Consider the following 25,513-nt stretch of genomic DNA (forward strand, 5'->3'; position numbering starts at 1 on the left):
CAGGTATGACAATAACAGCTGCGTCCCGTAGCAACCGGGACATCTGCCTCGCAACGCTTCGCGACACCGATCGCGATCGCTATCTCGCCTGCCTGCTGGCGCCGGAAGAGAAGCGTCCTGCGCTGGCCGCACTCTATGCCTTCAATGCAGAGCTGGCGCGCGTGCGGGATCTCGTGCACGAGCCGCTGCCCGGCGAGGTGCGCATGCAGTACTGGCGCGATCTCCTCGAAGGGCAATCGCACGGATCGAGCGAAGCCAATCCATTGGCCTCCGAGCTTCTGACCGCGATCGAAGAATATCGCTTGCCGCGCCAGACGCTGATCGACATGATCGATGCGCGCATCTTCGATCTCTACGACGATCCCATGGAAAGCCGCAGCAGCCTGGAAGGCTATGCCGGCGAGACGGCGTCTGCTCTCATCCAGCTGGCAAGCCTGGTCTTGTCTGCCGACGAGGCGAAGCGCTCCGCCGATGCCGCCGGCTATGCCGGCGTCGCGCAGGCAATCGCCGGCTTGCTGCTTCTTATGCCGCTCAATCGCCATCGCGGGCAGGTGTACCTTCCGCTGGAGATCCTCTCTGCGACCGGGCTAGATCGCGACAGTTTTCTCGCTGGTGAAGACAAGCCGCGGATTTCGGCAGCGGTCGAAGCCTTTGCCGGTCTTGGTCGCGAGCATCTCGCCAAGGCGAAAGCAGCAGGCCCTGTACCGCAGGCGGTATTCCCCGCCTTTCTGCCTGTTACCTTGGCCGAGCCTGTCCTGCAGAAGGCACAGAAGCTTGGTGCCGGCATCTTCGATCGATCCCTTGTGCTGCCGCAATGGCGCCGGCAGCTGCGCATGGCGATAGCGTCGATCACAAAGAAAATCTAAAATACACCAAGCTCGCGCAAGTCTCGGCGTCTATGGAGATGGCCGGCACTTGATTTGCATTTCAGGGGGATCTGCCGTGGGTATTGTCGTCTGGTGCATATTGTTTGCGATCGTCATCTTCATTGCCTATTACGCGACGCGCATGGCATCGCAGAACAAGGAAGACGGTCTGCACGATACCGGCCTTGCCATTCTGGAATTCGGCCGCGCCTTTCCGACCGAAGCGATCCGGCAATTGCAGACGACCGCAGACGGGCAGGCGGTCTTCGTGCGGCTCCACGATGACAAAGCCGGCTTTATGCGCAATGTGCGCAATCATTTCAGCGTCCATCTGATCGAGCCTGGGAAGGCACGTGCCAAGATTTCAGCAACCGGACGCGGCTTGATCGTCGACTTCCTCGATGTTCCGCATCACAACGGCACGTTCGAGTTCAAGACGCCGGCGGAAGCTGCGGAGGTCTCGCTCTGGCTGCTCGGCAACTATGTCGCCGGCGAAGACGCGAAGCTCGAGCACCACGCGCCGCCGGCAACAAGCTGAAGATCACGAAGCCCGCTGGAGCATTTCCAGGAAAAGTGCGCAGCGGTTTTCTGTCCGGATGAGTCAGGAAACAAGAAGATAGGGTGTTTTCGCTATTCGAAGAAAAGTGAAAATGCTCTAGATCAGGCGCTTTCCGCCAACACGGGCGCCTGCACGCCGAGCCATTTGGCGCAGTCGGCAAGTGCACGCTTGGCGATCAGCTGCCGCTTCATGATGGTCTTGTCCTTGCCGCGAAAGCGCTTGACGCCCTCCGGCTTGACGATCGAGCCCGGCTCCAGCTCCGGGAAAAGCCCGAAATTAATATTCATAGGCTGGAAGGAGCGCTTGCCCGGCTCCTCGTCCGAAACGATATGGCCGCCGGTAATGTGGTTCAGCAACGAGCCGAGCGCCGTAGTGGACGGTGGCAGCGAGGGAGCTTCACCCTTACGCTCCGCTGCCGCGAAGCGGCCCGCAAGCAGGCCGATGCTGGCGCTTTCGACGTAGCCTTCGCAGCCAGTGATCTGGCCGGCAAAACGCAGGCCCGGCCGGGATTTCAGCACCAGCGAGCGGTCGAGCAGGGTCGGCGAGTTGATGTAGGTATTGCGGTGCAGGCCGCCGAGGCGGGCGAACTCCGCATTTTCAAGGCCCGGAATGAGCCGGAAGATCTCTGCCTGCGCGCCATATTTCAGCTTCGTCTGGAAACCGACCATGTTGTAGAGCGTGCCGAGCGCATTGTCCTGACGCAACTGCACGACGGCATAGGCCTTGACCGTGGGATTATGGGCATTGGTGAGCCCCATCGGCTTCATCGGTCCGTGGCGCAGCGTCTCACGCCCGCGCTCCGCCATGACCTCGATCGGCAGGCAGCCATCGAAATAGGGCGTTCCTTCCCATTCCTTGAAGCCAACGGCATCGCCGGCGATCAGCGCATCGAGGAAGGCATTGTACTGGGCCTCGTCCATCGGGCAGTTGATATAGTCTTTGCCTGTACCGCCGGGACCGACCTTGTCATAACGCGACTGATACCAGCAAATGTCCATGTTGATGCTGTCGCGATAGACGATCGGCGCGATGGCATCGAAGAAGGCGAGCGCATCGGCACCGGTTTCGGCCTGGATGGCGCTGGCAAGGCCGGGTGCCGTCAGCGGACCGGTGGCGATGATCGCCTGATCCCATTCCTTTGGCGGCAGGCCTTCAATCTCCTCGCGGACGACTGTGATCAGCGGATGGGTTTGCACTGCCTGCGTCACGGCGGCCGAAAAGCCGTCGCGATCGACAGCAAGCGCGCCGCCGGCCGGCACCTGGTGCTTGTCTGCACATGCCATGATGAGCGAACCCGCCATGCGCATTTCCGCATGGATGACGCCGACGGCATTGCTGGTGGCATCGTCGGAGCGGAATGAGTTGGAGCACACCAGCTCGGCAAGATCGTCCGTCTTGTGGGCTTCCGTGCCGCGCACCCCGCGCATTTCATGCAGGATGACCGGAACGCCGGCATTGGCGATCTGCCACGCGGCTTCCGAGCCCGCGAGGCCGCCGCCGATAACGTGAATGGGGGAGTGAGAAATGATCTGTGTCATGCGCGCGTCATTATCACGGGCGGGCCGGCGATCCAATGCCTTGCTAAGGCATGTCGAGCAAAACTGAGCGGCGGTCTTTAGGCAACCTTAGTCTCTGGTCCGTCTGCTTAGGGCGAGCTACCTATCGAAAGACCTTGAGGGTGGTTCTGCAAGAGTGATGCGGTTTCCGTCAGGATCCACCAATTGGGCGATCTTTCCATAGTTGCCTTGCGATTCACCTCTGAGCTTTGCGCCAACGTCTTCGAGCGATTTGCGAGCTTCATCCATTTTCGGCACCACCATGGTTAGTCTGCCATGCCCCGCATTCTCCTTGTCGTGGAAGATTTGAATGTTCGCGCCTGCAACATTGCGCCATTGGATCAAGCCATCCATCGGACGATCGTCAGGTCCTCGGTCGAAAAGTTGAGTATAGAACGCCTCCGCCTTATCCATGCTTGCCGTCGCGAGCGCGGCGTAAATTCCTTGGATTTGCATTCTCCGCCTCCCTTCTTAAAAGGTTTCCACCTGTAAATGAGAAGGGGCGGTTCCGTTCCAAAATCGCGCGTGATGCCGCGAGCGGCTATGTCCACCCGGCGCGTCTGGCTACCGTGGCGCAGTATGTCTGGCGGCAATTGTACGGCGCTTCTAATCGCCGGAATCAAAAACGGCGCCGAAAGGCGCCGTCTTGAGGCAGTCTGCTCAGTCTGTTCCTATTAACGGAAAGAACGAGCAGCAATGTTGCGGATTTCGTAGCGGCTGACGCCGATATCCGAAAGGGTCTGGCTGGAGAGGTTGCCAAGTTCGTTCAGAGTGCGGCGGTAGCTGATCCAGTTCTTTGCAATGCGAATCGGGTTCATGATCTTTTCCTCAGTATCTTGTTTGCGGGCGGTACGATTACCGCCTCAGCGCTTGCACTCTATATAGGCGCGAAGAGACTGATTGTGCAGTGCAAAGAAGAGGCGTCTGCCATGCATTTGTGCAATATGACGCCCAAAAAGCAGTCGATGCTCAAAATTTGTGTGCTTTGCAAATGGGGAATAGCTCGCAGCGGAATCGATTATGCTGCGTCTGCTCGGTCGATAGGCAAAAAAGAACGCCCGCCGCGGAGGTCCGCAACGGGCGTTGAGAAGGCTTTCGCTATTGGGCGAAGCCTATCCGGCTATTAACGGCCGGTGGCTTCGCGGGCAACGCGATGGATGTCGGCGCGGTCGATGCCGAGGTCGTGCAGTTCGCGCGAGCTCATGCGGCCGAGTTCGTTGACGGTCTGACGATACTTGCGCCAGTTGTTGAAAGAGCGGGTCAGGTTCATTGTAGTCCCTTTCGAGGATCAAGGGATCGAGCAGTTCCGTGATTGGTTCCGTCGTCGATCTAATGGATTTAAATATATGCTGCGCCGCGAAAACTAAAAGCGCGAAAGCTTCATGCCACCTATGCGCCATATGCAAGCCTTATGGGTGATTTGCCTAAGATGGTGGCTGCTTTGTGTGCATATCGCGGCCAACCGGGTTCGCCGCTGGAACTCAATTTCGAGCAAGTGTCGGGTATTCCGAAGCGTTTGCAGCCGGCGGCCCGCTTTTAGCCATGTTTTCGCCGGCCTTGCTGTTTTGGAGGGCTCGAATCTGCTGCGAACTGCCATGCGGCCTTTCGATTGCAGTCCGCTGGCCAACATGCGCATCTGCGCAGCATAAACCGATTTAGGGGAGGTAAAAAATAACGCCCACCGCGGGAGGAGGATACGGTGGGCGTCATTTATGGTGATTGACGACTGGGAGGAGGAGTGTCGTCAATCGATCGGAGCGCATTGGGAGGAGGAGTATGCGGCTCCGAATATGGTGTCGGGATATTCCATCCCCAGGCTTGCTCCGATCTGCATCGGCCCGGCGCGCCACCGCCGTTTTGTTGTCTGATAAATAGTATGATTTTTCGAATTTGTGCAGCGCAATAATTTCATGGGAGGCATGAGCTGCGCGCATATCTGCAGTCGGTATCTATTTACCGGCCTCAAGGATACTGCATGATCCCTTAATTCCGTATTAATATGGCACATATTCCTATGAGCCGATGCTTCTGCCAGAACCGCTCGGCTCGCATCGATTGTGCGGCGATTTGTGCTAACTCTGTCGCAAGCAGAATCGCAGCGAGGGGGGAGCCGGGCATGTACAGGGGCAGGCTGGAGCGGGATCTGAAGATCTGGACCGATAAGGGCCTGGTCGATGCGGGGACGGCGAGAGCCATCCTCGGCGAGTATGACGGCCGCCAGACGAGTTTCAGCGCCGGTCGGGTATTGACCATCATCGCCGCCGTGCTTCTCGGCCTTGCGATCTTGCTGTTCATATCTGCAAACTGGGAGACCATTCCGAGAATTGCCCGTCTGCTGGGGCTGGTCACGATGATATGGGCCTTCTATCTCGCGGCTGCATATTTGTTAGGCCAGGGTCGCTCTATCATCGCCGCTGCATTGTTGATACTCGGCACCTTGAGTTTCGGTGGCGCCATGGCGCTGGTTGGCCAGATGTACAATCTGTCCGGCGATGAACTGAGAATGATGCTCGTCTGGTTCGCTGCGGCCTGCGTCGTGGCGGCCTTGTTCCGTTCCTCGGCTCAGGTCGGGCTCGCCGGTTTTCTGGCCTGGGCATTTTGCGGCGTCTATCTCTGGGGGCATTTCGACGAATGGTATGGGATCATGCCCTGGATGCCGCCGTTGATGGCTGCGGTCCTGATTGGGCTTGTCCGCTATGCCGACGCGCCCATGGCTCGGCATTTGGCTTATCTCATGCTCGTGGGCTGGCTGACATGGCTGTTCGGCCGCCATGAGGGATTGAATACCGCGATCCTGTTTGCCGCTCTCGGCATGGCAGCGTTTCTTGTCGTCAGCGTTCCCGCTTCGCCGCTCCTGCCCTTCGCGCGCACGGCCGGCGCCGCGCCGGCTTTCTACACCTTTCTGATCGCATCGATCGGCTTCTTTCTTGTACATGCCGAAATCAGCAACGGTTCCTTTGAAAATAATGTCTGGATCGAGGATAAATTGCCGCTTGTCATCGTGGCGGCGGCGACGTTGGCGAGCTCCGTGATCGCCATCGCGCTCAGTGGCCGCGACAATGGCGCGGTGCGCTATCTCGCTTACTTCGTCTTTGCCTGCGAAATTCTTTATCTTGCAGGCGAGACGATAGGCTCGATCATCGGCACGGCGGGCTTCTTCCTCGTTGCCGGCTTGCTTGTGGCCATTGCCGCCTGGCTGGTCATCCAGCTGGAACGGCGCTTTTCCGGCAATAGCGGGCAGGGGACACGGGCATGACCAATATTGCTGAAAAGAGCCCGACCATTAGTTCCCGCCGCCTTTGGATTGCTGCCATCGTCATTGCCGCTTTGCAGACGGCAGTTCTCGGCTACATGGTCGGCGAGCGCGCCTGGGGGCTGCGGAGCGGCGTCGAGATTCTCTTGAAGACGGCACCGGTCGATCCGCGCGATCTTCTGCGCGGCGACTACGTGACCTTGAACTACGACATCTCACGGGTTCCGTTCTCGACGATGGTCGAGGGACCACCGAAAATGAGCCGAAGTGCCGCGATCCTGTCCGTTCGCCTGAAGAGGCAGGGCGACGGTTACTGGGGCATCGTCGAATCATCCTTCGGAACGCTAGATCCGAAACCCGATACGGTCGTGCTCAAAAGCCTGCCTGTCGACTATGTTTTCTATGGCGATGTCACCGATCCCCAGCAGGCGATTGTCGGGGTCACCTATGGCATCGAGCGCTATTACGTGCCCGAAGGGCAGGGTCGCGATATCGAGAGCGCCCGCAACGACAATCGCGTCGCCATTGCGGCGCGCGTGTCGTCCGACGGTGTTGCCCATATCAGAAGCCTGCTTCTCGATGGCAAATCGGTCTATGAGGAGCCGCTTTACTGACGATATCTGCACGAAGAGCTCCGATAAGCTTTAAGCGTCGTCGCGGAACCGTCATTTTTCCTTTGCGTGGTTTGAAACGGGTGATATAGAGACGCCGCGCTCCGGAAGGCCCCATGGGCAGGCATCGCCATGCGGTTTTGGGAACGCGGGTATGGTGAAATTGGTAGACACGCCAGATTTAGGTTCTGGTGCCGCAAGGCGTGGGAGTTCAAGTCTCTCTACCCGCACCAACACTGTCTTGTGGACGGGGGGAGGCTGACCAAGCCTGTCTTCCAAATGCCGCAGGACGCGCCATCTTGCCCAAAGCATCCCGCTTTCGATGAGGAAGTGGACAAGATGTTTTGGCTCGTGACGGGATAGAGCTGCCTTTTGCGCGTTTGTTTGAATGCGCGGCGCTCTTGCAAGGTGAAATAGAATTGCATCCAAGCCACGCTCGGGATTTTCCGGCGTCGTGCTCATCGAAACGAACGGCAGGCTGGGCACGGCCGCCATGAATGAAGGTAGGACAATGCAGGTTATCGAAACGCTCGCTGAAGGGCTGAAGCGCGAAATCAAGGTGGTCATCCCGGCCAAGGACATGGAAGTGCGCATGAACGAGCGCCTGGCCGAGGTCAAGGACAAGGTCCGCATCAACGGCTTTCGTCCGGGCAAGGTTCCGGTCTCGCACCTGAAGAAGGTCTACGGCAAGTCGATCATGGCCGATCTCGTCAACGAAATCGTTCGCGACCAGCCGCCGGCGATCCTGACCGAGCGCGGCGAAAAGTCGGCCACCCAGCCGGAAATCGCGATGACCGAAGACCAGGACGAGGCAGAAAAGATCCTCTCCGCTGAGGCCGATTTCGAATTCACGCTGTCTTACGAAGTCATCCCGGCGATCGAACTGAAGCCGGTCAGCGGCATCAAGGTCACCCGCGAAGTCGCCGAGATCGGCGAAGACGAAGTGACCGAGCAGATCCTCAAGATCGCCGAAAGCGCCCGCAGCTACGAGACCAAGAAGGGCAAGGCCGCCAACGGCGACCGAGTCACTATCGATTACCTCGGCAAGGTCGATGGCGTTGCCTTCGACGGCGGCAAGGATGAGGACGCACAGCTCGTTCTCGGCTCCAACCGCTTCATCCCGGGCTTTGAAGAGCAGCTCGTCGGCCTCAAGGCTGGCGATGAAAAGGTCATCACCGTAACCTTCCCGGCCGATTATCCGGCCAAGAACCTCGCCGGCAAGGAAGCTACCTTCGACATCAACGTCAAGGAAGTTGCAGCTCCTGGCGAAGTCGAAATCAACGACGAACTCGCTTCCAAGCTCGGCCTCGAATCGGCTGACCGTCTGAAGGAGATCGTTCGCGGCCAGATCGAAAGCCAGTATGGTTCGGTTACCCGCCAGAAGGTCAAGCGTCAGATCCTCGACCAGCTCGACGAAATGTACCAGTTCGACACGCCGCAGAAGCTCGTCGATGCTGAATTTGCCAGCATCTGGCGCCAGATCGAAACCGATCTCAGCGAATCCGGCAAGACCTTCGAAGACGAAGACACCACGGAAGAAAAGGCTCGCGAAGAGTACCGCAAGCTCGCTGAGCGTCGCGTTCGCCTTGGCCTCGTTCTCTCCGAAATCGGCGAGAAGGCCGGCGTCGAAGTCAGCGAAGACGAACTGCAGCGTGCTCTCTACGCACAGCTTCAGCAGTTCCCGGGCCAGGAAAAGGAAATCCTGGAATTCTTCCGCAAGACGCCGGGCGCTTCCGCTAACCTGCGCGCCCCGATCTTCGAAGAAAAGGTCATCGACCATCTGCTGACCGAGGTTAACGTCACCGACAAGACCGTTTCCAAGGAAGCGCTGCTGGCTGACGACGAAGAAGAAGACAAGCCGGCTGCCAAGAAGGCAGCTCCGAAGAAGAAGGCTGCTGCCAAGGCTGAAGCGACTGAAGCTGCCGCCGAAGGCGAAGAAGCTGCCGCTCCGAAGAAGAAAGCCGCTCCGAAGAAGAAGGCTGCTGAAGACAGCGCCGAATAATCGGTTCTCTTTCCGACTGAAATTGAAGCCCTGCCGTTCGCGGCGGGGCTTTTTTGTCGTAGCTCACCCCAGCCCTCTCCCAGCAAGCAGGGGTGAAGGGGTTATGAGCTGTCTGCTCGATGCGATTATTGCCTACCCAATGCGCGGCGGATGGCGATTTCCACCGGACTATAGGCTCCGTCGGGTCGCTCCAGCTGATAGGGCTTGGCAAGCCCGATCGAAGGTTGCGCCATGAAGCGCGGTGTGCTGCCTTGATGCTTCTGCGCTGCATGAATGAGGAAGGGATGGCAGATGTAGACCGTACCGGCCTTTCCCATCGCCAGTGCGTGAGGGCTGTCGGCTCCCATCTGCTCGAGCATCATATGAGAACGCCCGTGCTCTCCCGCAGGTTCGAGATAGCGCGCCATATCCATATGGGAGCCGACGCGGATGCGGGTCGGCGCATCGTCTTCACCGACGTCGGAAAATAAAAACAACGTAAGCAGAGCGCGCCCTCGCGAGGTGACATTCACGCGCCAGGCCGAGAAGTCCGTTTTCTCGTCCAGATCGCACTCGTCACCCGGAAAGCTGAGGTCGACATGCCAGCCGGCATCGCCGGGGTCGTCCGGATGCGGGAATCGCACGGGGAAGGTCCCAAGTCCATCTCTTGGCAGCCATCGACCCCGCCCCACCAGTTGATCGAAAGCGGCGCGCAAAATGGGCATGTTGGCGATGGTGCGAAATGGCTCGCCGCCATAGCCCGGTAGCCGAATGACCGGAAATCTCCAATTTGCCGGATCGTGCTCGCTGCAGGGAATATCGCGCCACATGATGGTACGGGCTTCGGCAGCCTGTTCCTGTGAAAACGCATCATCGATGCGTACAAAACCATGTTCAATGAAATCGTTCACCTGCGCATCGGAAAGCGCAGCCGGATACTGATTTGACATGAAATCTCTCTCGATCATCGCCGTCTTCACCCTTCCTGTGCGGGCATCACGGCTGTTTCGGCAAAGACCTACCTGCGGCCTTGCGGCCATTGAGGCGGTCTCGTCTTCATTTGGCTGAAAGCCTGGGGATCAGCGGTTTATGAAGAAGACCGAAGCGATGTTGAGAATGCTCATCATGCCGACAGAGTAGTGAGCTCCGCCGGCATGGTCAATGTTGACCTATTAGAGTTCCGACTTGATGTCGCCCATGCGGTTCCAGGCGTCGAGGCCGGCGATCTTGTAGGCTTCCGCGAGCGTCGGATAGTTGAAGGTGTTTTCGACGAAATATTCGACGGTGCCTTTGAGGTTCAGCACGGCCTGGCCGATGTGCACGAGTTCGGTGGCGCCTTCGCCGACGATGTGGACGCCGAGCAGGCGGCGTGTCTTCAACGAGAAGATCATCTTCAAGAGGCCGGTATCGAGGCCCATGATATGGCCGCGCGACGTCTCGCGGAAGCGGGCGATACCGCATTCATAGGGAATGTGCCGGTCCTTGACCTCTTCCTCCGAGAGGCCGCAGGTGGAAATCTCCGGCACGGCATAAATGCCGTAGGGAAAGTATTTCGGCGGCTCCTTGGCGATCGCGCCGACGGCGACGCGCGCGGCGATGCGGCCCTGTTCCATCGAGGTGGAGGCAAGGCTCGGGAAGCCGACGACATCGCCTGCAGCGAAGATATGCGGAACCTTGGTGGCGAAAGTCTCCGGATTGACGTTCAGGCGGCCGCGCGCATCGGCCTCGAGGCCGGCAGCGGCAAGATTGAGGGTATCCGTGGCACCCATGCGGCCGGCAGCGAAGAGAACCATGTCGGTGGTGATATGGCGGCCATTGTCGAGCGTCAGTTCGACTTTGCCGTTCGCCAGGCGCTCCACTTTCTCGGCCTTCTGGCCGAGCAGCAGCTTCATGTTGCGATCACGCAGCTGATAGATGAAATCCTCGACGATCTCCTTGTCGATGAAATCGAGCATGGTGGATTTCGGATCGATCAGCGTCACCTGCGTGTCGAGCGCGCTGAAGATTGTGGCGTATTCGATGCCGATGACGCCGGCGCCGATGACGACCATCGATCGCGGCAGATCCTGGATATCGAGGAGTTCGTCGCTGTCGAGAACCGTCTTACCGTCGAACGGCATGTAATCCGGACGGAAAGGCTTGGTGCCGACTGCAAGCAGAATGCTGGCGGCGGACACGGTGACGATCTCGCCATCATCCTTGACGATCTGCATCGTTTGCGGATCGACGAAGCTTGCCTTGCCCCGAATATGCTGGACGCGATTGCGGGCGAACTGATGCTCAAGCACCTCGACCTCGTGGTCGAGAGTGATCAGCAGGCGGCGGCGCAAATCTTCGGCGCTGATTTCCTGTTTGACGCGGTAGGCGCGGCCGTAGAAGCCGCGTTCTCGCCAACCCGAAAGGTTGAGCGCCGTTTCGCGCAATGTCTTCGAAGGGATGGTGCCGGTGTGGACCGAAACGCCGCCGACCCGTTTGCCTTGCTCGACGACGAGCACCTTCTTGCCGAGTTTGGCGGCCTGGATAGCGCCTCTGCGGCCGGCAGGGCCGCTACCCACGACTAGGAGATCGAATTGGTCCATCGGGAAGCCTCGGATGACTGGACTAGGGAATCAATGTCGCAATGCAACATGCACTCCGTCAACCGGTAGCGGCTCAATGTTACAGATTATCTAACGGGAAGTTTGGCGCTCAGGACGCTGAAAGGCCAAGCCAGGGTTCCAGCTTCTCGAAGGTACGGTCCATGGCATAGGCACGGGTGAAGGAGAACGGCAGGTGACCATAGATGATCGACATCTGGCCCTCTGCGGTAGCCTCATTCGTCTTGGCAATGGCGGCGAGGTAAAGTGCCGAGGCTAGGCCGGTTCTGTCGGCCCCGGCCTGGCAATGAATGAGGATCGGCTTCGGCGCATTCCGCATGATCTCGACAAGCTGCGCCGCCTGCTCCTGTGTCAGCTCGCGGCCCGAAGACATGTGGAAATCGATATGGTCGATGTTGAGCGCTTTCGCCTGAGCGACTTCGGTATCATACCAATGGTGCCCGCTATTGTCGCCGCGCAGGTTGATAATGGTCTTGATACCGTATTGCTTCTGAAACTCGGCGATGTTGCTGGCCGATGGCTGTGAAGAGCGGTAGAGCTCGCCGGCGATGACCGGATGGAAATTCGTCGTCAAGAGCATGTGAGCATAGAAGCCGCCAGCGATTGCCGCGAAACCGATCGAGGCAACGAACGCGCCACGGCCAAAACGGCAAAGGCGAGAGGCAAGTGTCGGCGATGTCTTCTGCATGCGATCTCCGGATCGGGTCGACCACTGAGGCGGATTGGTTAAATCAAAACAGCAACTTCCGCCGGCAGGCTTGCCGTTGCGATAGCCGCGATCCTTCTGCCAGATGATCCTGACGCTGAACTGAAAAATGGTAACTGACGGGGATTGGCGAGTCACAGCCACTTCGAAAAATCGGAAGTGTCGGCTGCTTTAAAAAATATAAATATATCAAAAGTGTGAGCTGTATTTTTAACTAAAAATCTTAGGAATCGTTCGGTGATTTCAGATCAATCGCAATGCCCGGAAGCTGACGTGGCCGTTTTTTCCAATGATAACATGGTCGTGAACAGTGATTCCCAAGGGCTTGGCGGTATCGATGATGGTCTTTGTCATGTCGATATCGGCGCGGGATGGGGTTGGGTCTCCCGACGGGTGGTTGTGGACCAGAATCACCGCCGAGGCGGAGAGTTCGAGTGCGCGTTTGACGACCTCGCGCGGATAGACCGGCGTATGATCGATGGTGCCGAAGCCCTGTACCTCGTCGGCGATCAGGGCATTGCGCTTGTCGAGAAACAGTAGGCGGAATTGCTCGCGGGCTTCGTGCGCCATGGCGGCATGACAATAATCGATAAGCGCCTTCCAGGAGGAGAGCACCGGCTTGCCCGTCAATTCGCTCTTCAGCATGCGCTGTGCGACGCTCGCGACCAGTTTCAGGTCGAGCGCGACCGCATCGCCGACGCCGCTGACCTCGGTCAACAGGCCGACCGGCGCGCCGAATACGCCGCCGAGCGAGCCAAAGCGAGTGAGCAAGGCCTTGGCGATGGGTTTCGTGTCGCGACGCGGGATCAGCCGGAAAAGCAGCAGCTCGAGGATTTCATAATCGGCCAACGCCGCGTCGCCACCGTCGCGATAGCGATTGCGCAACCGTTCGCGGTGACCATGATAATGGGCTTCGACATTGGCTGGCGCGGATTTGGCTATCGGGGCGGATTTGGGGGTCTGCGAGGCCGGCTTGACAGTCTGTTGGGGGAAGAACAGCCGCTCGTCGAGTAGCGGAGCCTCTTCCAAAGTCTCCGTCTTCCCGCCTCTTTCGAGGGGCATGTCACCATGTCCATTGGAAGAAGCGGGACGTTTCGCCATGAATTATCCCTGCAGCGGCGGCAGGCCGGGGCGGTCGAGGCCGCCGGGCGACAGGGTGAAGATCTCACAGCCCGTCGCAGTGACGCCGACCGTATGCTCGTACTGTGCCGAGAGCGAACGGTCGCGAGTGACGGCGGTCCAGCCATCGCCGAGCACTTTCACATGCGGCTTGCCGAGATTGATCATCGGCTCGATGGTGAAGATCATGCCTTCGCGCAGCTCCGGACCATCATTGACCCGCCCGTAGTGCAGAATGTTCGGCGAGTCGTGGAACAGGCTGCCGACGCCGTGGCCGCAGAAGTCGCGCACGACCGAGCAGCGTTCGCCCTCGGCATAGGTCTGGATCGCTTCGCCGATGGCGCCCGTGCGGGCACCCGGACGAACGGCGGCGATGCCGCGCATCAGGGATTCGTAGGTGACTTCCAGCAGCCGTTCGGCCGAGCGCTTGATTTCGCCGACTGGGTACATGCGGCTGGAATCGCCGTGCCAGCCGTCGAGCACATAGGTCACGTCGATATTGACGATATCGCCTTCGCGCAGCGGCTTGTCATTGGGAATGCCGTGACAGACGACGTGGTTGATCGACGTGCAGGAGGATTTCATGTAGCCGCGGTAGTTCAGCGTCGCTGGATAAGCGCCGTGATCCATGCCGAATTCGAAGACGAAACGGTCGATGACGTCGGTGGGCACGCCGGGCTTGGCGATCGCGGTGAGTTCATCGAGGCAGCGCGCGGTCAGCTGGCAAGCCTTGCGCATTCCGGCAAAGGCGTCCTCTCCGTAGATGCGGATAGCACCCGTATTTTTCGCCGGCGCCGTTGCCGCTTCGATGTAATTCACCATGACTAGCCTTCGATAGAGATCTTAAACTGTTCTAATGCAGCTATGCCGGGTTCGTCTATCGGGATCAACCCGGCAGGCGCGATTTCCGTCGGCGAAACCCTGCATTTCAGCGCATAGACTTCGACACCACGCGCCAATGCGCGATAGTAGGCCTTCGCGTAGACCGGATCGAGATCACCGCAGATGCGGAAGCGATGGCAATCATTGCGCTGGATCACGAACAACATGACGGCGCGGTAGCCGGCCTCGGCCATATCGCCGAGTTCTTCCAGATGCTTGGCGCCGCGTGCCGTCGCCGTATCGGGGAACTCTGCAAGACCCGGCTGCCGCATGAAATGGACGTTTTTCACCTCGACATAGGTGGTTGTCCGCAAAGGGTCGGTCAAGAGCAGGTCGATGCGGGAGTTGCGGCCGTAATTCTGCTCGCGTTTGACCATCGTGTATTCTCCGAGATCGGAGACTTGCCCAAGCGCGATCGCTTCCGCCGCAATGCGGTTCGGCATGGCGGTATTGACGCCGACGGTCGTGTCGTCTGCCTCGATTAGTTCGAAGACATGGCGGTATTTTCGTTTCGCTCCCTCATGCTCGGAAAGCCAGATTCGCGAGCCCGGCGCTGTCAGCCCGAGCATCGAGCCAGTATTCGGGCAGGAACCGGTGATGAAGGTGCCGTCCTCCAGCTCGGCATCGAAGAGGAAGCGCTTGTAGCGGGAAATCAGGCGGGCAGGGACGAGAGGCGAAGGAAATTGCATAATCGGGCGACTGCCTACGCCCGTTCCAGGACGTAGCTGCCGGGTGCTTCTTCCAGCGCATTGAGGGCCTTGCCGCCGGGTTTGCGCGCAGCCGTCATGCGATGGTCCTGCTCGAGGATCCAGGCATGCCAATGTGGCCACCAGGAGCCAGGCGTTTCCTTTGCCTCGGCGAGCCAATCCTCATAGTCGCCGCCCAACGGGCCGCCTGTCCAGAACTGATATTTGTGCTTGTCGGGCGGGTTGACGACACCGGCAATGTGACCGGAGCCGGTCACGACGAATTCCACCGGACCGCCGAAACATTGGCTGCCGACGAAGACCGATTTGGCCGGCGCGATATGGTCTTCGCGCGTCGCCAGATTGTAGACGGGGATGCGTACGTCCTTCAGCGACAGCGTCTTGCCGTCGAGCACCATTTTGCCCTGGCTCAATGCATTGTTGAGGTAGCAGTTGCGCAGGTAAAATGAGTGGTTGGCCGCGGCCATGCGCGTCGAATCGGCATTCCAGAACAGGAGGTCGAAGGGTAGGGGTTCCTGCCCCTTCAGATAGTTATTGACGAAATAGGGCCAGATCAGTTCGGAGGCGCGCAGCATGTTGAAAGCCGTCGCCATCTTCGAGCCTTCGAGATAGCCGAGCACATTCATCTGCTCTTCGAGGGCTGCAATCTGCTCCTCGTCGACGAAAACCTTCAGATCGCCAGCAAAGGTGAAATCGACCTGCGTCGTCAGGAAGGTAACCGTTCGGATGCGCTTGTTCTTTTCCTTGGCATGGAGGGCAAGCGTCGCCGCGAGCAGCGTGCCGCCGACGCAATATCCGACAGCATTGACCTCATGCTCGCCCGTTGCCTTTTCGACCGCCTCCAGGGCGAAATCGATGCCCTCGCGGGCATAGGAGGTCCAGTCCTTCGTCGCATGGCGATGGTCCGGGTTTACCCAGGAGATCACGAAGACCGTGTGACCCTGCTCCACGCACCATTTGATGAAGGATTTCTGTGGGTTGAGATCGAGAATGTAGAATTTGTTGATCCAGGGTGGGCAGATCAGCAGCGGCCGTTTCAAGACCTTGTCGGTCGCCGGCTCATATTGGATCACCTGGCAGACATCGCTCTGCGCAATGACCTTGCCCGGGGTGAGTGCCATGTCGCGGCCGACCGCGAATTTCGTCATGTCTGTTTGCCGCAGCCGCAGCTCGCCGTGACCGAGGCTGATATCTTCCGCCAGCATCTTCATGCCGCGCACGAGATTCTCGGCATTGGAGGCGATGGTTTCGCGGTAGACCTGCGGATTCGTCGCGATGAAATTGGTCGGCGAAAAGGCGGCGGTGATCTGCTTGGTGTAGAACGCCGCCTTGTGACGCGTATGTTCGTCCAGCCCTTCCGCTTCGCCAACCAGCTTTTCCGCCCAGTTCGACGTCAGAAGATAGGTCTGCTTCAGGAAGTCGAAGAAAGGATTCTTCTGCCAGTCCTCATCGGCAAAGCGCCTGTCCTTCACAGGTTCGGCTTCGGCTGACGAATCGCCGCTGAGGCGCTGCATGGTCTTCGTCCACAGGCCGAAATAACCGGAAAGCAGATGAGTCTGCGCCTCCAGCGTCCGGCGGGGATCGGAAAGCCAGTACTCTCCGACCTTGGAGAGTGTCTTGACCATGTCGGTGAAGGGATCGGCAACCGTATCGACCTTCTCGCCGCGCTCGCGTGGCGCAAGCCAGGCGGAGGCCGCCTTGCCGAGATTTTCCAGCGCACGGGCAAAGTTGACGGCCATCGCTTCGGGATCCCTGACGATGTAAGGCTCGACTGACTTTGGATCAAAGCCGGGAAAGCCGCCATTACCTTCATTCTTGTCCCGCTTGCTGTCGGTCACGCATCATCCTCCCGGCGGCAGCTCGTGTCTTGTTTTCCATTTGTACATCTTGCGGGAAAAGGAATACAAGTCGAATGAAACGCAACCCTGCTCTTGCTTTGCTGCTGCGACAAATTTAACAGTCGCAACCCACAGCAAGGAATAGCGCAGGAAGACAATTATGGGCGGCGGCATGGTGGCAAGACTGAACCGGTATTCCGTACTCTGCGGTGCAATGTGCGGAATTCTCGCATTGACGCTCGCGGGCTGCTCGACGCCCGAGGAAAAGGCCGCCTTCGCCAAGCGCAAGCAGCCGCCTCAGGCTGTCATCGTAAAGCCCGCCAAGGGCACGCCGGTGGTGGAAACCAGCACGCAGCAATATTACAAGGACGGCTATCCTTCCTTCAACGCGCCGCCGACCGCTGCAAACGTCCAGATCAACGATCAGCAGGCTGGCGATCTGGTCAAGCAGTTGACCGCGCTCGGATCGCAGCGCAAGGCTGGCGCGATCTCTGAGGCCGAGTACCAGAAGCGCGTCGCCGAAATGCGCAAGCTCGCTGCCGAACATGGCCAGGATACGCTGCAGGAAATTCAAAAAGAGGGCGGCACGCAGCCTGCCCAAACGCAGAATTAGCCTTGCGTTTCAGGCGATTTGGACGCAAAGCGTTCGGATAGGCCGAAATTGGATGTATCTTGACGGGCGGATTGCATTTTGCGTGCATAAGCGCCCAAGATTCACCTTATCTTTCGAGATAGCATGAATACGGCGCCGCGAGTCCCAAGTTCGTATCGCGGCTGGCCGGGAGATCAACGAACTTCAGCGCGGTTTTGAGGGCCGCTGTCCCATGGGGAAAGAAATGGAAGAGTTTCATAAAGTCCGGCGTTTGCCGCCCTACGTTTTCGAACAGGTCAATCGTTTGAAAGCGAGCGCGCGAGCGGGCGGGGCGGACATTATCGACCTCGGCATGGGCAATCCAGATCTTCCAACCCCCAAGGCCATCGTCGACAAGCTGTGCGAAGTGGTCCAGGACCCGCGCACGCATCGTTATTCCTCCTCCAAGGGCATTCCTGGCCTTCGCCGCGCGCAGGCCGCCTATTATGCCCGCCGTTTCGGCGTGAAGCTCAATCCGGATACGCAGGTGGTCGCCACCCTCGGCTCCAAGGAAGGCTTTGCCAATATGGCGCAGGCGATCACGGCGCCTGGCGACGTCATTCTCTGCCCGAACCCGACCTATCCGATCCATGCTTTCGGCTTCCTGATGGCCGGCGGCGTGATCCGTTCGATACCGGTCGAGCCGGATGACAGCTTCTTCCCGCCTTTGGAGCGGGCGGTGCGCCACTCGATCCCGAAGCCGCTGGCGCTGATCCTGAACTATCCGTCGAACCCGACGGCCTATGTGGCGACGCTCGATTTCTACAAGGAAGTCGTCGCTTTCGCGAAGAAGCACGACATCATCGTGCTTTCGGATCTCGCCTATTCGGAAATCTACTTCGACGACGCGCCGCCGCCGTCCGTGCTGGAAGTGCCGGGCGCCATGGATGTGACGGTCGAGTTCACCTCGATGTCGAAGACCTTCTCCATGCCCGGCTGGCGCATGGGCTTCGCAGTCGGCAACGAGCGGCTGATCGCGGCGCTGACGCGCGTAAAGTCCTACCTTGATTACGGCGCCTTCACACCGATCCAGGTGGCGGCGACCCACGCGCTGAATGGTGACGGCTCCGACATCGCCGAAGTGCGCAACATCTACAAGCGCCGTCGCGACGTTCTGGTCGACAGCTTCGGCAAGGCCGGCTTCGACGTGCCGCCGCCGGCCGCGACGATGTTTGCCTGGGCGAAGATCCCGGAAAAGTTCCGTCATCTCGGCTCGCTGGAGTTTTCCAAGCTGCTGGTCGAGAAAGCCGACATCGCAGTTGCTCCAGGCATCGGCTTCGGCGAGCAGGGCGACGATTACGTGCGCATAGCGCTTGTTGAAAACGAGCATCGCATCCGTCAGGCGGCGCGCAATCTGAAGCGCTTCCTCTCCACCGCGGATGAAACCATGCACAATGTCATTTCGCTGAACGCTCATCGTTCATAATATCGTGCGGCAGCCGTTTCCGCGGCTGCCGTCCCAATACTGATCAGGAATTTTTCCATGGCAGATGCCCTCAAAATCGGCATTGCGGGCTTGGGTACCGTTGGTGCCTCGCTCGTCCGCATCATCCAGAGCCGCGCTAACGAGCTTGCCGTTACCTGCGGTCGTCCCGTCAAGATCGTCGCCGTCACGGCGCGCGATCGCACGCGGGATCGCGGCATCGATCTAACGGGCATCGAATGGTTTGGCGGTCCGGTCGATCTGGCGCAGAAGGCCGATATCGACGTCTTCGTCGAGCTGATCGGCGGTTCCGAGGGCGCGGCCAATGCAGCTGTGCGCGCAGCGCTTGCACGCGGCCTGCATGTCGTCACCGCCAACAAGGCGCTGCTTGCTTATCACGGTGTCGAGCTCGCGCAGATCGCCGAAGAGAAGGGTGCCCTGCTGAATTTCGAAGCAGCCGTTGCCGGTGGCATCCCGGTCATCAAGGCCCTGCGCGAATCCCTGACGGGCAATACGATTTCCCGCGTCTATGGCATCATGAACGGCACCTGCAACTACATCCTGACCCGGATGGAGAAAGAAGGCCTGTCCTTCGCCGATTGCCTCAAGGAAGCGCAGCGTCTCGGCTATGCCGAGGCCGATCCGGCTTTCGACATCGAGGGCAATGACACGGCTCATAAGCTTGCCATCCTGACGACGCTTGCCTTCGGCAACCGCATTGCGGCCGATGATATCTACCTCGAGGGCATCACCAACGTTTCCATCGAGGATATCCGCGCTGCCGCCGATCTCGGCTACCGCATCAAGCTGCTCGGCGTCGCCCAGCGCACCGAAAGCGGCATCGAGCAGCGTGTGCACCCGACCATGGTGCCGCTCGATTCGGTCATCGCCCAGGTCGATGGTGTCACCAATGCCGTGGCGATCGAATCCGATATTCTCGGCGAACTGCTGATGGTCGGCCCTGGAGCCGGCGGCAATGCGACGGCATCTTCCGTGCTTGGCGACATCGCCGATATCGCCAAGAGCCGGCCGGGCGAGCAGCGTGTCCCGGTGCTGGGGCACCCCGCCAAGGCGCTGGAGCCCTACCGCAAGGCGCAGATGCAGAGCCATGAAGGCGGCTATTTCATCCGCCTGACAGTGCTTGACCGTACCGGCGTCTTTGCCAGCGTCGCGACCCGTATGGCGGAAAACCATATTTCGCTCGAATCGATCGTCCAGCGCTCCAAGCAGCATCTGGCGCCATCCGATCATCAGACGATCATCCTCGTCACCCATGCGACGACGGAGGATTCGGTGCGCAAGGCGGTTGCGGCAATCAAGAACGAAGGCTATCTCGTCGGCGAGCCGCAGGTCATCCGTATCGAGCGGCCGAAAGAATAGTCTCAGCAGCGGCGGCGTGCCTCAAAGGGACGCCGCTCTCAAATTCCGGGAGAGATGGTGGAGCAGCCGGTCGATCCAGTTCAGCGGGCATTTCTGGGTGTCGAGCGCTCGGTATCAGGCAATCGCTGGGTATCCAGGCTCGATCAGGCTGGCCAGAACAGGGCGCTCGCCATTGCGCAGACGCATGGTCTGCCTGAACTGATTGCCCGCGTGCTTGCCGGCCGCGGCGTCGGGCAGGATGAAGCCATGGCCTTCCTCGATCCGACCATCCGCGGCCTGATGCCGGACCCGCATCTGCTGACCGATTGCGAGAAGGCGGCTCAGCGCCTTCTGCACGCGATCAAGAAGGGCGAGACCGTTGCGATCTTCGGCGACTACGATGTCGACGGCGCGGCCTCCTCGGCGCTGCTCTATCGCTTCCTCACCCATTTCGGCGTCCCGGCCAGCATCTACATTCCCGATCGCATCTTCGAAGGCTACGGGCCTAATCCCACCGCTATCGGCCAGCTTATCGACAATGGCGCGACGCTGATCGTGACGGTCGATTGCGGCTCCACCAGCTTCGAATCGCTTGAGGTGGCGAAGGCACGCGGTATCGACGTTGTCGTTATCGATCATCACCAGGTGGCGCATGAGCTGCCGCCATGCCATGCGCTGGTCAATCCGAACCGCGAAGACGATCTTTCGGGGCAGGGGCATCTCTGTGCCGCGGGGGTGGTCTTCATGGTTTTGGTCGCAGCCTTACGGCTGCTGCGCGAGGCCGGTGATTCCCGCGTGCGTTCGATCGACCTGCTTGCCTGGCTCGATATCGTCGCGCTCGCGACCGTCTGCGATGTCGTGCCGCTGAAGGGCTTAAACCGTGCCTATGTCGTCAAAGGGCTGATCGCCGCCCGCCATCAGGGCAATCTCGGGCTCGCAGCGCTGTTTCGCAAAGCCGGTCTCAATGGTCCCGTCACACCCTATCACTTCGGCTTCCTGATTGGCCCGCGCATCAATGCCGGCGGCCGTATCGGCGATGCCGCTCTTGGTGCACGCCTGCTGACGCTGGCTGATGGTGGCGAAGCCGACACGATCGCCGCGAAGCTGGACGAGCTCAATCGCGAGCGGCAGGCCATGGAGGCCGCTATGCTGCAGGAGGCGGAGGCCGAGGCGCTGGCGGAGTACGGCAATGGCGATGGCGCTTCCGTCATCATTACGGCGCGCGAGAACTGGCATCCGGGAATCGTCGGCCTCATTGCATCGCGCCTCAAGGACAAATTCCGCCGGCCAGCCTTTGCTATCGCCTTTGATCCTATGGGCAAGGGCACAGGCTCCGGCCGATCCATCAACGGCTTCGACATGGGTCGCATGGTGCGCGCAGCCGTTGATGCCGGTCTGCTGGTCAAGGGCGGCGGCCATGCGATGGCGGCCGGTCTGACGGTGGAGCGAAGCAACCTCGGCAAGCTGCGCGCCTTCTTCACGGAGAAGGCGGAGAAACAGGTAGCAGGGCTCGTTGCCAACGAAACGTTGAAGATCGACGGTGCGCTCGGCGCAAGCGGCGCGACCGTGGAGCTGATTGATAGGCTGGAGACAGCCGGTCCCTATGGCTCGGGCCATCCGCAGCCCGTCTTCGCCCTTCCGAGCCACCGCCTGCGCGATTCTCGCCTCGTCGGCCAATCCCACATCAAGATCACGCTGGAAGCGCAGGACGGCGGCCGAGTGGATGGCATCGCCTTCCGTGCGGCCGAGACGCCCTTGGGTGAGCTGCTGATGTCGTCGCGCGGTGCACAGATCCACGTTGCTGGCACGCTCGGTGCCGATCACTGGCAGGGTAGCCGGCGTGTGCAGCTTCGCGTCACGGATGCGGCGAAGGCTCCGTAACGCAAACCACGCGCGGATACGCCGATACATACCCGCGTTTTGCGAGAAAAATCATAAATTTAAGGGGAAGGTACAGTGGCACGCCCTAGGGGAGTCGAACCCCTCTTTACAGAATGAAAATCTGTCGTCCTAACCGATAGACGAAGGGCGCGTGCTGTGGCGCCCTTATAGTCAGCACCTTTCATTCCCGCAAGCGGAAAAACGAGAAAAATCGCAGAAAAATCCATGACTAGCCGAAGATTTTTCGAGGTGACTGTGGAAAACATTGAGCCGCGCGATTGGTACGCCCTAGGGGAGTCGAACCCCTCTTTACAGAATGAGAATCTGTCGTCCTAACCGATAGACGAAGGGCGCATGCTGAGTGGTGTAAATAGGAACAGCCTATCACATCCGCAAGCGGCAGCTTAAATGAATTGTCTATGAGGAAGAACAACAGTGGCACGCCCTAGGGGAGTCGAACCCCTCTTTACAGAATGAAAATCTGTCGTCCTAACCGATAGACGAAGGGCGCGTTCAGCTGTTGTGTGGCGCGCTTATAGCGGGGCGATTTCATTCCCGCAAGCGGCAATTTTGCTTTTTTGTGGAAAAAATGACAGATGGGTGAAACTGCCGCCGACGCTGAATAAGCGAGCCTTAACAGGCTCTTGCCAGCGACTGTGAAGAATCCTTTGAAACATAGGCTCTTTATTGCCCGGTCGCGCCCTGCACCGGCTGCACCAGCAGCTTGCCGTTCTGCGGCTGGTTCTTCGAGGCGATGAATTGGGCGAGGGCGGCCGCCTGTCTGCCGTTCAATTCATGGACATTCGGGCTCGGCGTTGCTGCCGCTCCGGACGCCGTTACCTGGGCAATCGGCTGTGGCGAACCCGCAGCCGGCGAGGTTGCATTGCGAATGATGGGTGGCGGCAGCATCTCTGCCGAGGTGCGAGCGTTCGCCGCGGCGGTATCCATCGCCTGCGGCGCCGTTGCCTGCATCGCCGTTGGCGGTGTGCTGTAGACACTGCGCATCATCGGCGTAATGGGTTGGGCTCCGTTGGCTCCGGTCTTGGCAAGCGTCCCATCCGGATTGACGGCAATGGGCGGCGGTGCGGAAAATATGCTGCTTCTGCTCGCGTTGACGCCGGTCGGCTGCGTGACCAGCCCGGCAATACCGGTTTGCCCCTCGGGGGGAGTTTCCACAGGCGCCGGATAGAGCGCCTGATTCTGCTGCGCGACGATCTGCTGGCGCGTGCCGTTGACGCTATGTACCAGCGGGTCGCGATAGGCGAGGTCGGCGTTGCGTCGCCGGGCATCGGCCTTGTTGTTCATATCAGCCGCGAGCTGCTCCGCTGCCGTCGGCTGCGCGGCGGGCGCAATGTCCGATGTCTCGGTCGGCTTTTGACCCTTGGTCGCGCAGCCCGCAATCATCACAAATGAGGCAAGAACGGCAATTGTGCTTGCTAGCTTCTTTCTGCCGTATAAAATCTGCTGATCGCACATAGGACGTTCCCTGCAAAAAGGCGTGCATCGGAACGGCCTCCTGCGAGGGACGATGATATCGCACGCGCCGACTGGGAACGATGACCGCGCGATATCCGATGCATGATGCTTCGAGTCGTCCAAGCATGCCGGAGGATGGGCATGGGCGGCAAGCGCGAAACGGATGGCTCCGCGCGTGCCGTAAGCCTCGCGAAAGCTTAGGTCTTACCAGGAGCCGGTATTGGCCATGGAAGCCCAGGGCTCGGCCGAGGGAAGATTGGCGCCCTTCTGCAGGATTTCGATCGAAATGCCGTCCGGAGAACGCACGAAAGCCATGTGACCATCGCGGGGCGGGCGGTTGATCGTGATGCCGTTGTCCATCAGCTTCTGGCAGGTCGCATAGATATCGTCGACCTCGTAGGCGAGGTGGCCGAAATTGCGTCCTCCGCTATATTCTTCCGGGTCCCAGTTATAGGTCAGTTCCAGGCTGGGGGCGCCGTTGCTGCGAGACGATTCGGCGTCCTCGTCGGCCGCAAGGAAAACGAGCGTATAGCGACCTTTCTCGTTTTCGTAGCGGCGAGTTTCGACAAGCCCGAACAAGGTGCTATAAAAATGCAACGAGGCGTCGAGGTCGGTGACGCGGACCATCGTATGGAGATAACGCATTCTATTTCCTCTCTTAATGTTGAGCTGGACGGATCTTCGATCGCGGCACCAGCTTCGCGCAAGTCTTGGAGCAATAATCTTAGGGTGGGAATAAACGAAAACTAGGACTTGCGCTTTTCCGTTACCAAGATGTTAATCTTGATATCAGGGAATCAGTTAACCGTAACAGTGTGACGCGTAATCGAGGGCTGACTAGGATGGGTGACAGAATTTCATCGAAGGGAGTTGTCGACTTCGAGGAGATGTCCGGCGATACCGTCGAGCTCATCGAAATCTCAGGCGTCGTCAAGTGGTTCGATGTCGCCAAGGGCTTCGGTTTTATCGTGCCTGACAATGGCATGCAGGACGTATTGCTGCACGTGACGTGTCTGCGCCGCGACGGTTATCAGACGATTCTCGAAGGAACTCGCATCGTCGCGCTGATCCAGCGCCGCGAGCGCGGATATCAGGCTTTCAAGATCCTCTCCATGGACCAATCGACGGCCGTACATCCGTCGCAGATGCCGCCCGTGCGCACGCATGTGCAGGTGACGGCGACGAGTGGCCTAGAGCGCGCGCTGGTCAAGTGGTTCAACCGCACCAAGGGCTTCGGCTTCCTGACGCGCGGCGAGGGCACCGAAGATATCTTCGTCCATATGGAAACGCTGCGCCGCTTCGGTCTCGCCGAGCTTCGGCCGGGGCAGGTGGTGCTCGTCCGCTTCGGACCGGGCGAAAAAGGCCTGATGGCCGCCGAAATCCACCCGGATGCGCCGAGCCCGGTGACACGGCCGCACTGATATGAGCAAAGCTGGTTTTTCCGGAATTTTGAAAAGCGCCATTTTGGCGCTTTTTCTCGTTGGGGCCGTAATCCCCGTGTCCTTCGCGGGACAAACTGTGGGCCGGCAGTCGATGGCTTTCGATTCGGAACCGCTTTCAATCGCATCGCCCAAGGGCGAGACGCATAAATTCACCGTGGAACTGGCCCTGACGCCGCCACAGCTCGAACTCGGCCTGATGTATCGCGACAGCATGCCGGCCGATCATGGCATGCTGTTCGATTTCGGCACGCCGCGGCCTGTCATGATGTGGATGAAGAACACCAAGTTGCCGCTCGATATGCTGTTTCTGGATCAAAAGGGTGTTGTAACCCATATCCAGGAAAACGCCGTGCCCTATTCCGAAGCGATCATCAGCTCCGGTGGGCCGGTTGCCTATGTCATCGAGCTAAATGCCGGTATTGTTCGCAAACTCGGCCTTGCCGTTGGCGATACGGTGACGAGTGCCACCATTTCAGGAAAGCTCGGCAAGTAAATTTTCACCGGGGAAGATGTGCCGGCCGAGATTTTACCTGTTGCAGCGGGGAGATGAACCGTGTATCTCCCCACTCGTTCCGCAGGATCAAGCGTTCGGCGGAAATCAGCTCATGATCCCGTTCGGGTCATGC

Annotated in this window: 24 protein-coding genes and 4 tRNA genes; 12 read left to right on the forward strand and 16 right to left on the reverse strand. The window is 59.4% G+C overall.

Going from position 1 to position 25,513, the window contains the following annotated elements; translation table 11 throughout:
• Positions 1–5 precede the first annotated feature (5 nt).
• Both AC13RE_RS00590 and AC13RE_RS00595 read left to right on the forward strand, forming a co-directional pair.
• Positions 6–866 (forward strand): phytoene/squalene synthase family protein, encoded by an 861-nt coding sequence (locus AC13RE_RS00590; protein WP_488561606.1) that lies wholly within the window; start codon positions 6–8, stop codon positions 864–866.
• 76 nt (positions 867–942) lie between these two features.
• Complete coding sequence (locus AC13RE_RS00595; protein ID WP_488561607.1) at positions 943–1,404, forward strand: hypothetical protein; 462 nt, start codon at positions 943–945, stop codon at positions 1,402–1,404.
• Between the two features lie 122 nt (positions 1,405–1,526).
• On the opposite strand, the gene trmFO is transcribed toward AC13RE_RS00595, so the two are convergent.
• The 4 genes from trmFO to AC13RE_RS00615 all read right to left on the reverse strand — a co-directional run bounded on the left by trmFO (position 1,527) and on the right by AC13RE_RS00615 (position 4,251).
• Positions 1,527–2,963: a methylenetetrahydrofolate--tRNA-(uracil(54)-C(5))-methyltransferase (FADH(2)-oxidizing) TrmFO gene (gene trmFO / locus AC13RE_RS00600; protein WP_488561608.1), complete on the reverse strand. Its 1,437-nt coding sequence runs from the start codon at positions 2,961–2,963 to the stop codon at positions 1,527–1,529.
• Between the two features lie 117 nt (positions 2,964–3,080).
• Positions 3,081–3,437, reverse strand: coding sequence for a VOC family protein (locus tag AC13RE_RS00605; RefSeq protein ID WP_488561609.1), 357 nt, complete (start codon positions 3,435–3,437; stop codon positions 3,081–3,083).
• A 218-nt stretch (positions 3,438–3,655) separates the two neighbouring features.
• A complete protein-coding gene (locus AC13RE_RS00610) occupies positions 3,656–3,799 on the reverse strand; it encodes a DUF1127 domain-containing protein (RefSeq protein ID WP_069611985.1) in 144 nt (47 codons plus the stop codon).
• 305 nt (positions 3,800–4,104) lie between these two features.
• Positions 4,105–4,251, reverse strand: a complete 147-nt coding sequence (locus tag AC13RE_RS00615; RefSeq protein ID WP_015339702.1) for a DUF1127 domain-containing protein — start codon at positions 4,249–4,251, stop codon at positions 4,105–4,107.
• Positions 4,252–5,097: 846 nt separating this feature from the next.
• On the opposite strand from AC13RE_RS00615, the gene AC13RE_RS00620 reads away from it, so the two are divergent.
• From AC13RE_RS00620 to tig, 4 genes are all read left to right on the forward strand, one after another.
• A complete protein-coding gene (locus AC13RE_RS00620; protein WP_488561610.1) occupies positions 5,098–6,237 on the forward strand; it encodes a DUF2157 domain-containing protein in 1,140 nt (379 codons plus the stop codon).
• Positions 6,234–6,848 carry a GDYXXLXY domain-containing protein gene (locus tag AC13RE_RS00625; protein ID WP_488561611.1) on the forward strand — a complete coding sequence of 205 codons (615 nt, stop codon included), beginning with the start codon at positions 6,234–6,236 and terminating at the stop codon, positions 6,846–6,848. The genes AC13RE_RS00620 and AC13RE_RS00625 overlap by 4 nt, the downstream gene beginning before the upstream one ends.
• Before the next feature lie 145 nt (positions 6,849–6,993).
• Positions 6,994–7,078 (forward strand) — tRNA-Leu (locus AC13RE_RS00630).
• 278 nt (positions 7,079–7,356) lie between these two features.
• A complete protein-coding gene (gene tig, locus AC13RE_RS00635) occupies positions 7,357–8,847 on the forward strand; it encodes a trigger factor (RefSeq protein WP_112338407.1) in 1,491 nt (496 codons plus the stop codon).
• A 125-nt stretch (positions 8,848–8,972) separates the two neighbouring features.
• Here tig and AC13RE_RS00640 read toward each other — a convergent pair whose 3' ends face one another.
• From AC13RE_RS00640 to AC13RE_RS00670, 7 genes are all read right to left on the reverse strand, one after another.
• A complete protein-coding gene (locus AC13RE_RS00640; protein ID WP_488561612.1) occupies positions 8,973–9,776 on the reverse strand; it encodes a phytanoyl-CoA dioxygenase family protein in 804 nt (267 codons plus the stop codon).
• A 222-nt stretch (positions 9,777–9,998) separates the two neighbouring features.
• Entirely contained in the window at positions 9,999–11,405 is a 1,407-nt protein-coding gene (gene sthA / locus AC13RE_RS00645) for a Si-specific NAD(P)(+) transhydrogenase (RefSeq protein ID WP_488561613.1), read from the reverse strand.
• Between the two features lie 109 nt (positions 11,406–11,514).
• Positions 11,515–12,111 carry a dual specificity protein phosphatase family protein gene (locus AC13RE_RS00650; protein WP_488561614.1) on the reverse strand — a complete coding sequence of 199 codons (597 nt, stop codon included), beginning with the start codon at positions 12,109–12,111 and terminating at the stop codon, positions 11,515–11,517.
• Positions 12,112–12,372: 261 nt separating this feature from the next.
• Positions 12,373–13,230 (reverse strand): RadC family protein, encoded by an 858-nt coding sequence (gene radC / locus AC13RE_RS00655; RefSeq protein ID WP_488561615.1) that lies wholly within the window; start codon positions 13,228–13,230, stop codon positions 12,373–12,375.
• A 3-nt stretch (positions 13,231–13,233) separates the two neighbouring features.
• A complete protein-coding gene (gene map, locus AC13RE_RS00660; protein ID WP_132716486.1) occupies positions 13,234–14,070 on the reverse strand; it encodes a type I methionyl aminopeptidase in 837 nt (278 codons plus the stop codon).
• Positions 14,071–14,072: 2 nt separating this feature from the next.
• Positions 14,073–14,819 carry a DNA/RNA nuclease SfsA gene (sfsA, locus tag AC13RE_RS00665; RefSeq protein WP_488561616.1) on the reverse strand — a complete coding sequence of 249 codons (747 nt, stop codon included), beginning with the start codon at positions 14,817–14,819 and terminating at the stop codon, positions 14,073–14,075.
• A 14-nt stretch (positions 14,820–14,833) separates the two neighbouring features.
• Positions 14,834–16,675 (reverse strand): PHA/PHB synthase family protein, encoded by a 1,842-nt coding sequence (locus tag AC13RE_RS00670; RefSeq protein WP_488561617.1) that lies wholly within the window; start codon positions 16,673–16,675, stop codon positions 14,834–14,836.
• Between the two features lie 160 nt (positions 16,676–16,835).
• Here AC13RE_RS00670 and AC13RE_RS00675 point away from each other — a divergent pair, with 160 nt between their 5' ends.
• The 4 genes from AC13RE_RS00675 (at position 16,836) to recJ (ending at position 21,969) form a co-directional block, all read left to right on the forward strand.
• Positions 16,836–17,288, forward strand: coding sequence for a hypothetical protein (locus AC13RE_RS00675; protein WP_488561618.1), 453 nt, complete (start codon positions 16,836–16,838; stop codon positions 17,286–17,288).
• A gap of 223 nt (positions 17,289–17,511) precedes the next feature.
• Positions 17,512–18,732 carry an LL-diaminopimelate aminotransferase gene (locus tag AC13RE_RS00680; RefSeq protein ID WP_015339716.1) on the forward strand — a complete coding sequence of 407 codons (1,221 nt, stop codon included), beginning with the start codon at positions 17,512–17,514 and terminating at the stop codon, positions 18,730–18,732.
• A gap of 57 nt (positions 18,733–18,789) precedes the next feature.
• A complete protein-coding gene (locus AC13RE_RS00685; RefSeq protein ID WP_113233384.1) occupies positions 18,790–20,109 on the forward strand; it encodes a homoserine dehydrogenase in 1,320 nt (439 codons plus the stop codon).
• Between the two features lie 54 nt (positions 20,110–20,163).
• Positions 20,164–21,969: a single-stranded-DNA-specific exonuclease RecJ gene (gene recJ, locus AC13RE_RS00690; RefSeq protein WP_488561619.1), complete on the forward strand. Its 1,806-nt coding sequence runs from the start codon at positions 20,164–20,166 to the stop codon at positions 21,967–21,969.
• A gap of 76 nt (positions 21,970–22,045) precedes the next feature.
• On the opposite strand, the gene AC13RE_RS00695 is transcribed toward recJ, so the two are convergent.
• The 5 genes from AC13RE_RS00695 to AC13RE_RS00715 all read right to left on the reverse strand — a co-directional run bounded on the left by AC13RE_RS00695 (position 22,046) and on the right by AC13RE_RS00715 (position 24,090).
• Positions 22,046–22,120: transfer RNA gene (locus AC13RE_RS00695), tRNA-Glu, on the reverse strand.
• Positions 22,121–22,248: 128 nt separating this feature from the next.
• Positions 22,249–22,323, reverse strand: a tRNA-Glu gene (locus AC13RE_RS00700).
• An 82-nt stretch (positions 22,324–22,405) separates the two neighbouring features.
• Positions 22,406–22,480, reverse strand: a tRNA-Glu gene (locus tag AC13RE_RS00705).
• Positions 22,481–22,653: 173 nt separating this feature from the next.
• Positions 22,654–23,445: a hypothetical protein gene (locus tag AC13RE_RS00710; protein WP_488561620.1), complete on the reverse strand. Its 792-nt coding sequence runs from the start codon at positions 23,443–23,445 to the stop codon at positions 22,654–22,656.
• A 204-nt stretch (positions 23,446–23,649) separates the two neighbouring features.
• Entirely contained in the window at positions 23,650–24,090 is a 441-nt protein-coding gene (locus tag AC13RE_RS00715) for a VOC family protein (RefSeq protein WP_015339720.1), read from the reverse strand.
• A 197-nt stretch (positions 24,091–24,287) separates the two neighbouring features.
• Here AC13RE_RS00715 and AC13RE_RS00720 point away from each other — a divergent pair, with 197 nt between their 5' ends.
• Positions 24,288–24,866 (forward strand): cold-shock protein, encoded by a 579-nt coding sequence (locus tag AC13RE_RS00720; RefSeq protein ID WP_015339721.1) that lies wholly within the window; start codon positions 24,288–24,290, stop codon positions 24,864–24,866.
• A gap of 1 nt (position 24,867) precedes the next feature.
• A complete protein-coding gene (locus tag AC13RE_RS00725) occupies positions 24,868–25,380 on the forward strand; it encodes a DUF192 domain-containing protein (RefSeq protein WP_488561621.1) in 513 nt (170 codons plus the stop codon).
• Positions 25,381–25,513: the final 133 nt, after the last annotated feature.

Source organism: Martinezella sp. CNPSo 3959 (assembly GCF_057784355.1).

Coding starts and splice junctions, on each gene's coding strand:
- sfsA (WP_488561616.1), bottom strand. CDS start 14,819: ATGCAATTTCCTTCGCCTCTCGTCCCTGCCCGCCTGATTTCCCGCTAC.
- map (WP_132716486.1), bottom strand. CDS start 14,070: ATGGTGAATTACATCGAAGCGGCAACGGCGCCGGCGAAAAATACGGGT.
- AC13RE_RS00675 (WP_488561618.1), top strand. CDS start 16,836: ATGGGCGGCGGCATGGTGGCAAGACTGAACCGGTATTCCGTACTCTGC.
- AC13RE_RS00625 (WP_488561611.1), top strand. CDS start 6,234: ATGACCAATATTGCTGAAAAGAGCCCGACCATTAGTTCCCGCCGCCTT.
- AC13RE_RS00685 (WP_113233384.1), top strand. CDS start 18,790: ATGGCAGATGCCCTCAAAATCGGCATTGCGGGCTTGGGTACCGTTGGT.
- radC (WP_488561615.1), bottom strand. CDS start 13,230: ATGGCGAAACGTCCCGCTTCTTCCAATGGACATGGTGACATGCCCCTC.
- AC13RE_RS00720 (WP_015339721.1), top strand. CDS start 24,288: ATGGGTGACAGAATTTCATCGAAGGGAGTTGTCGACTTCGAGGAGATG.
- AC13RE_RS00615 (WP_015339702.1), bottom strand. CDS start 4,251: ATGAACCTGACCCGCTCTTTCAACAACTGGCGCAAGTATCGTCAGACC.
- recJ (WP_488561619.1), top strand. CDS start 20,164: ATGGTGGAGCAGCCGGTCGATCCAGTTCAGCGGGCATTTCTGGGTGTC.
- AC13RE_RS00640 (WP_488561612.1), bottom strand. CDS start 9,776: ATGTCAAATCAGTATCCGGCTGCGCTTTCCGATGCGCAGGTGAACGAT.
- AC13RE_RS00710 (WP_488561620.1), bottom strand. CDS start 23,445: ATGTGCGATCAGCAGATTTTATACGGCAGAAAGAAGCTAGCAAGCACA.
- AC13RE_RS00680 (WP_015339716.1), top strand. CDS start 17,512: ATGGAAGAGTTTCATAAAGTCCGGCGTTTGCCGCCCTACGTTTTCGAA.
- sthA (WP_488561613.1), bottom strand. CDS start 11,405: ATGGACCAATTCGATCTCCTAGTCGTGGGTAGCGGCCCTGCCGGCCGC.
- AC13RE_RS00650 (WP_488561614.1), bottom strand. CDS start 12,111: ATGCAGAAGACATCGCCGACACTTGCCTCTCGCCTTTGCCGTTTTGGC.
- AC13RE_RS00610 (WP_069611985.1), bottom strand. CDS start 3,799: ATGAACCCGATTCGCATTGCAAAGAACTGGATCAGCTACCGCCGCACT.
- AC13RE_RS00605 (WP_488561609.1), bottom strand. CDS start 3,437: ATGCAAATCCAAGGAATTTACGCCGCGCTCGCGACGGCAAGCATGGAT.
- trmFO (WP_488561608.1), bottom strand. CDS start 2,963: ATGACACAGATCATTTCTCACTCCCCCATTCACGTTATCGGCGGCGGC.
- AC13RE_RS00620 (WP_488561610.1), top strand. CDS start 5,098: ATGTACAGGGGCAGGCTGGAGCGGGATCTGAAGATCTGGACCGATAAG.
- tig (WP_112338407.1), top strand. CDS start 7,357: ATGCAGGTTATCGAAACGCTCGCTGAAGGGCTGAAGCGCGAAATCAAG.
- AC13RE_RS00715 (WP_015339720.1), bottom strand. CDS start 24,090: ATGCGTTATCTCCATACGATGGTCCGCGTCACCGACCTCGACGCCTCG.
- AC13RE_RS00725 (WP_488561621.1), top strand. CDS start 24,868: ATGAGCAAAGCTGGTTTTTCCGGAATTTTGAAAAGCGCCATTTTGGCG.
- AC13RE_RS00590 (WP_488561606.1), top strand. CDS start 6: ATGACAATAACAGCTGCGTCCCGTAGCAACCGGGACATCTGCCTCGCA.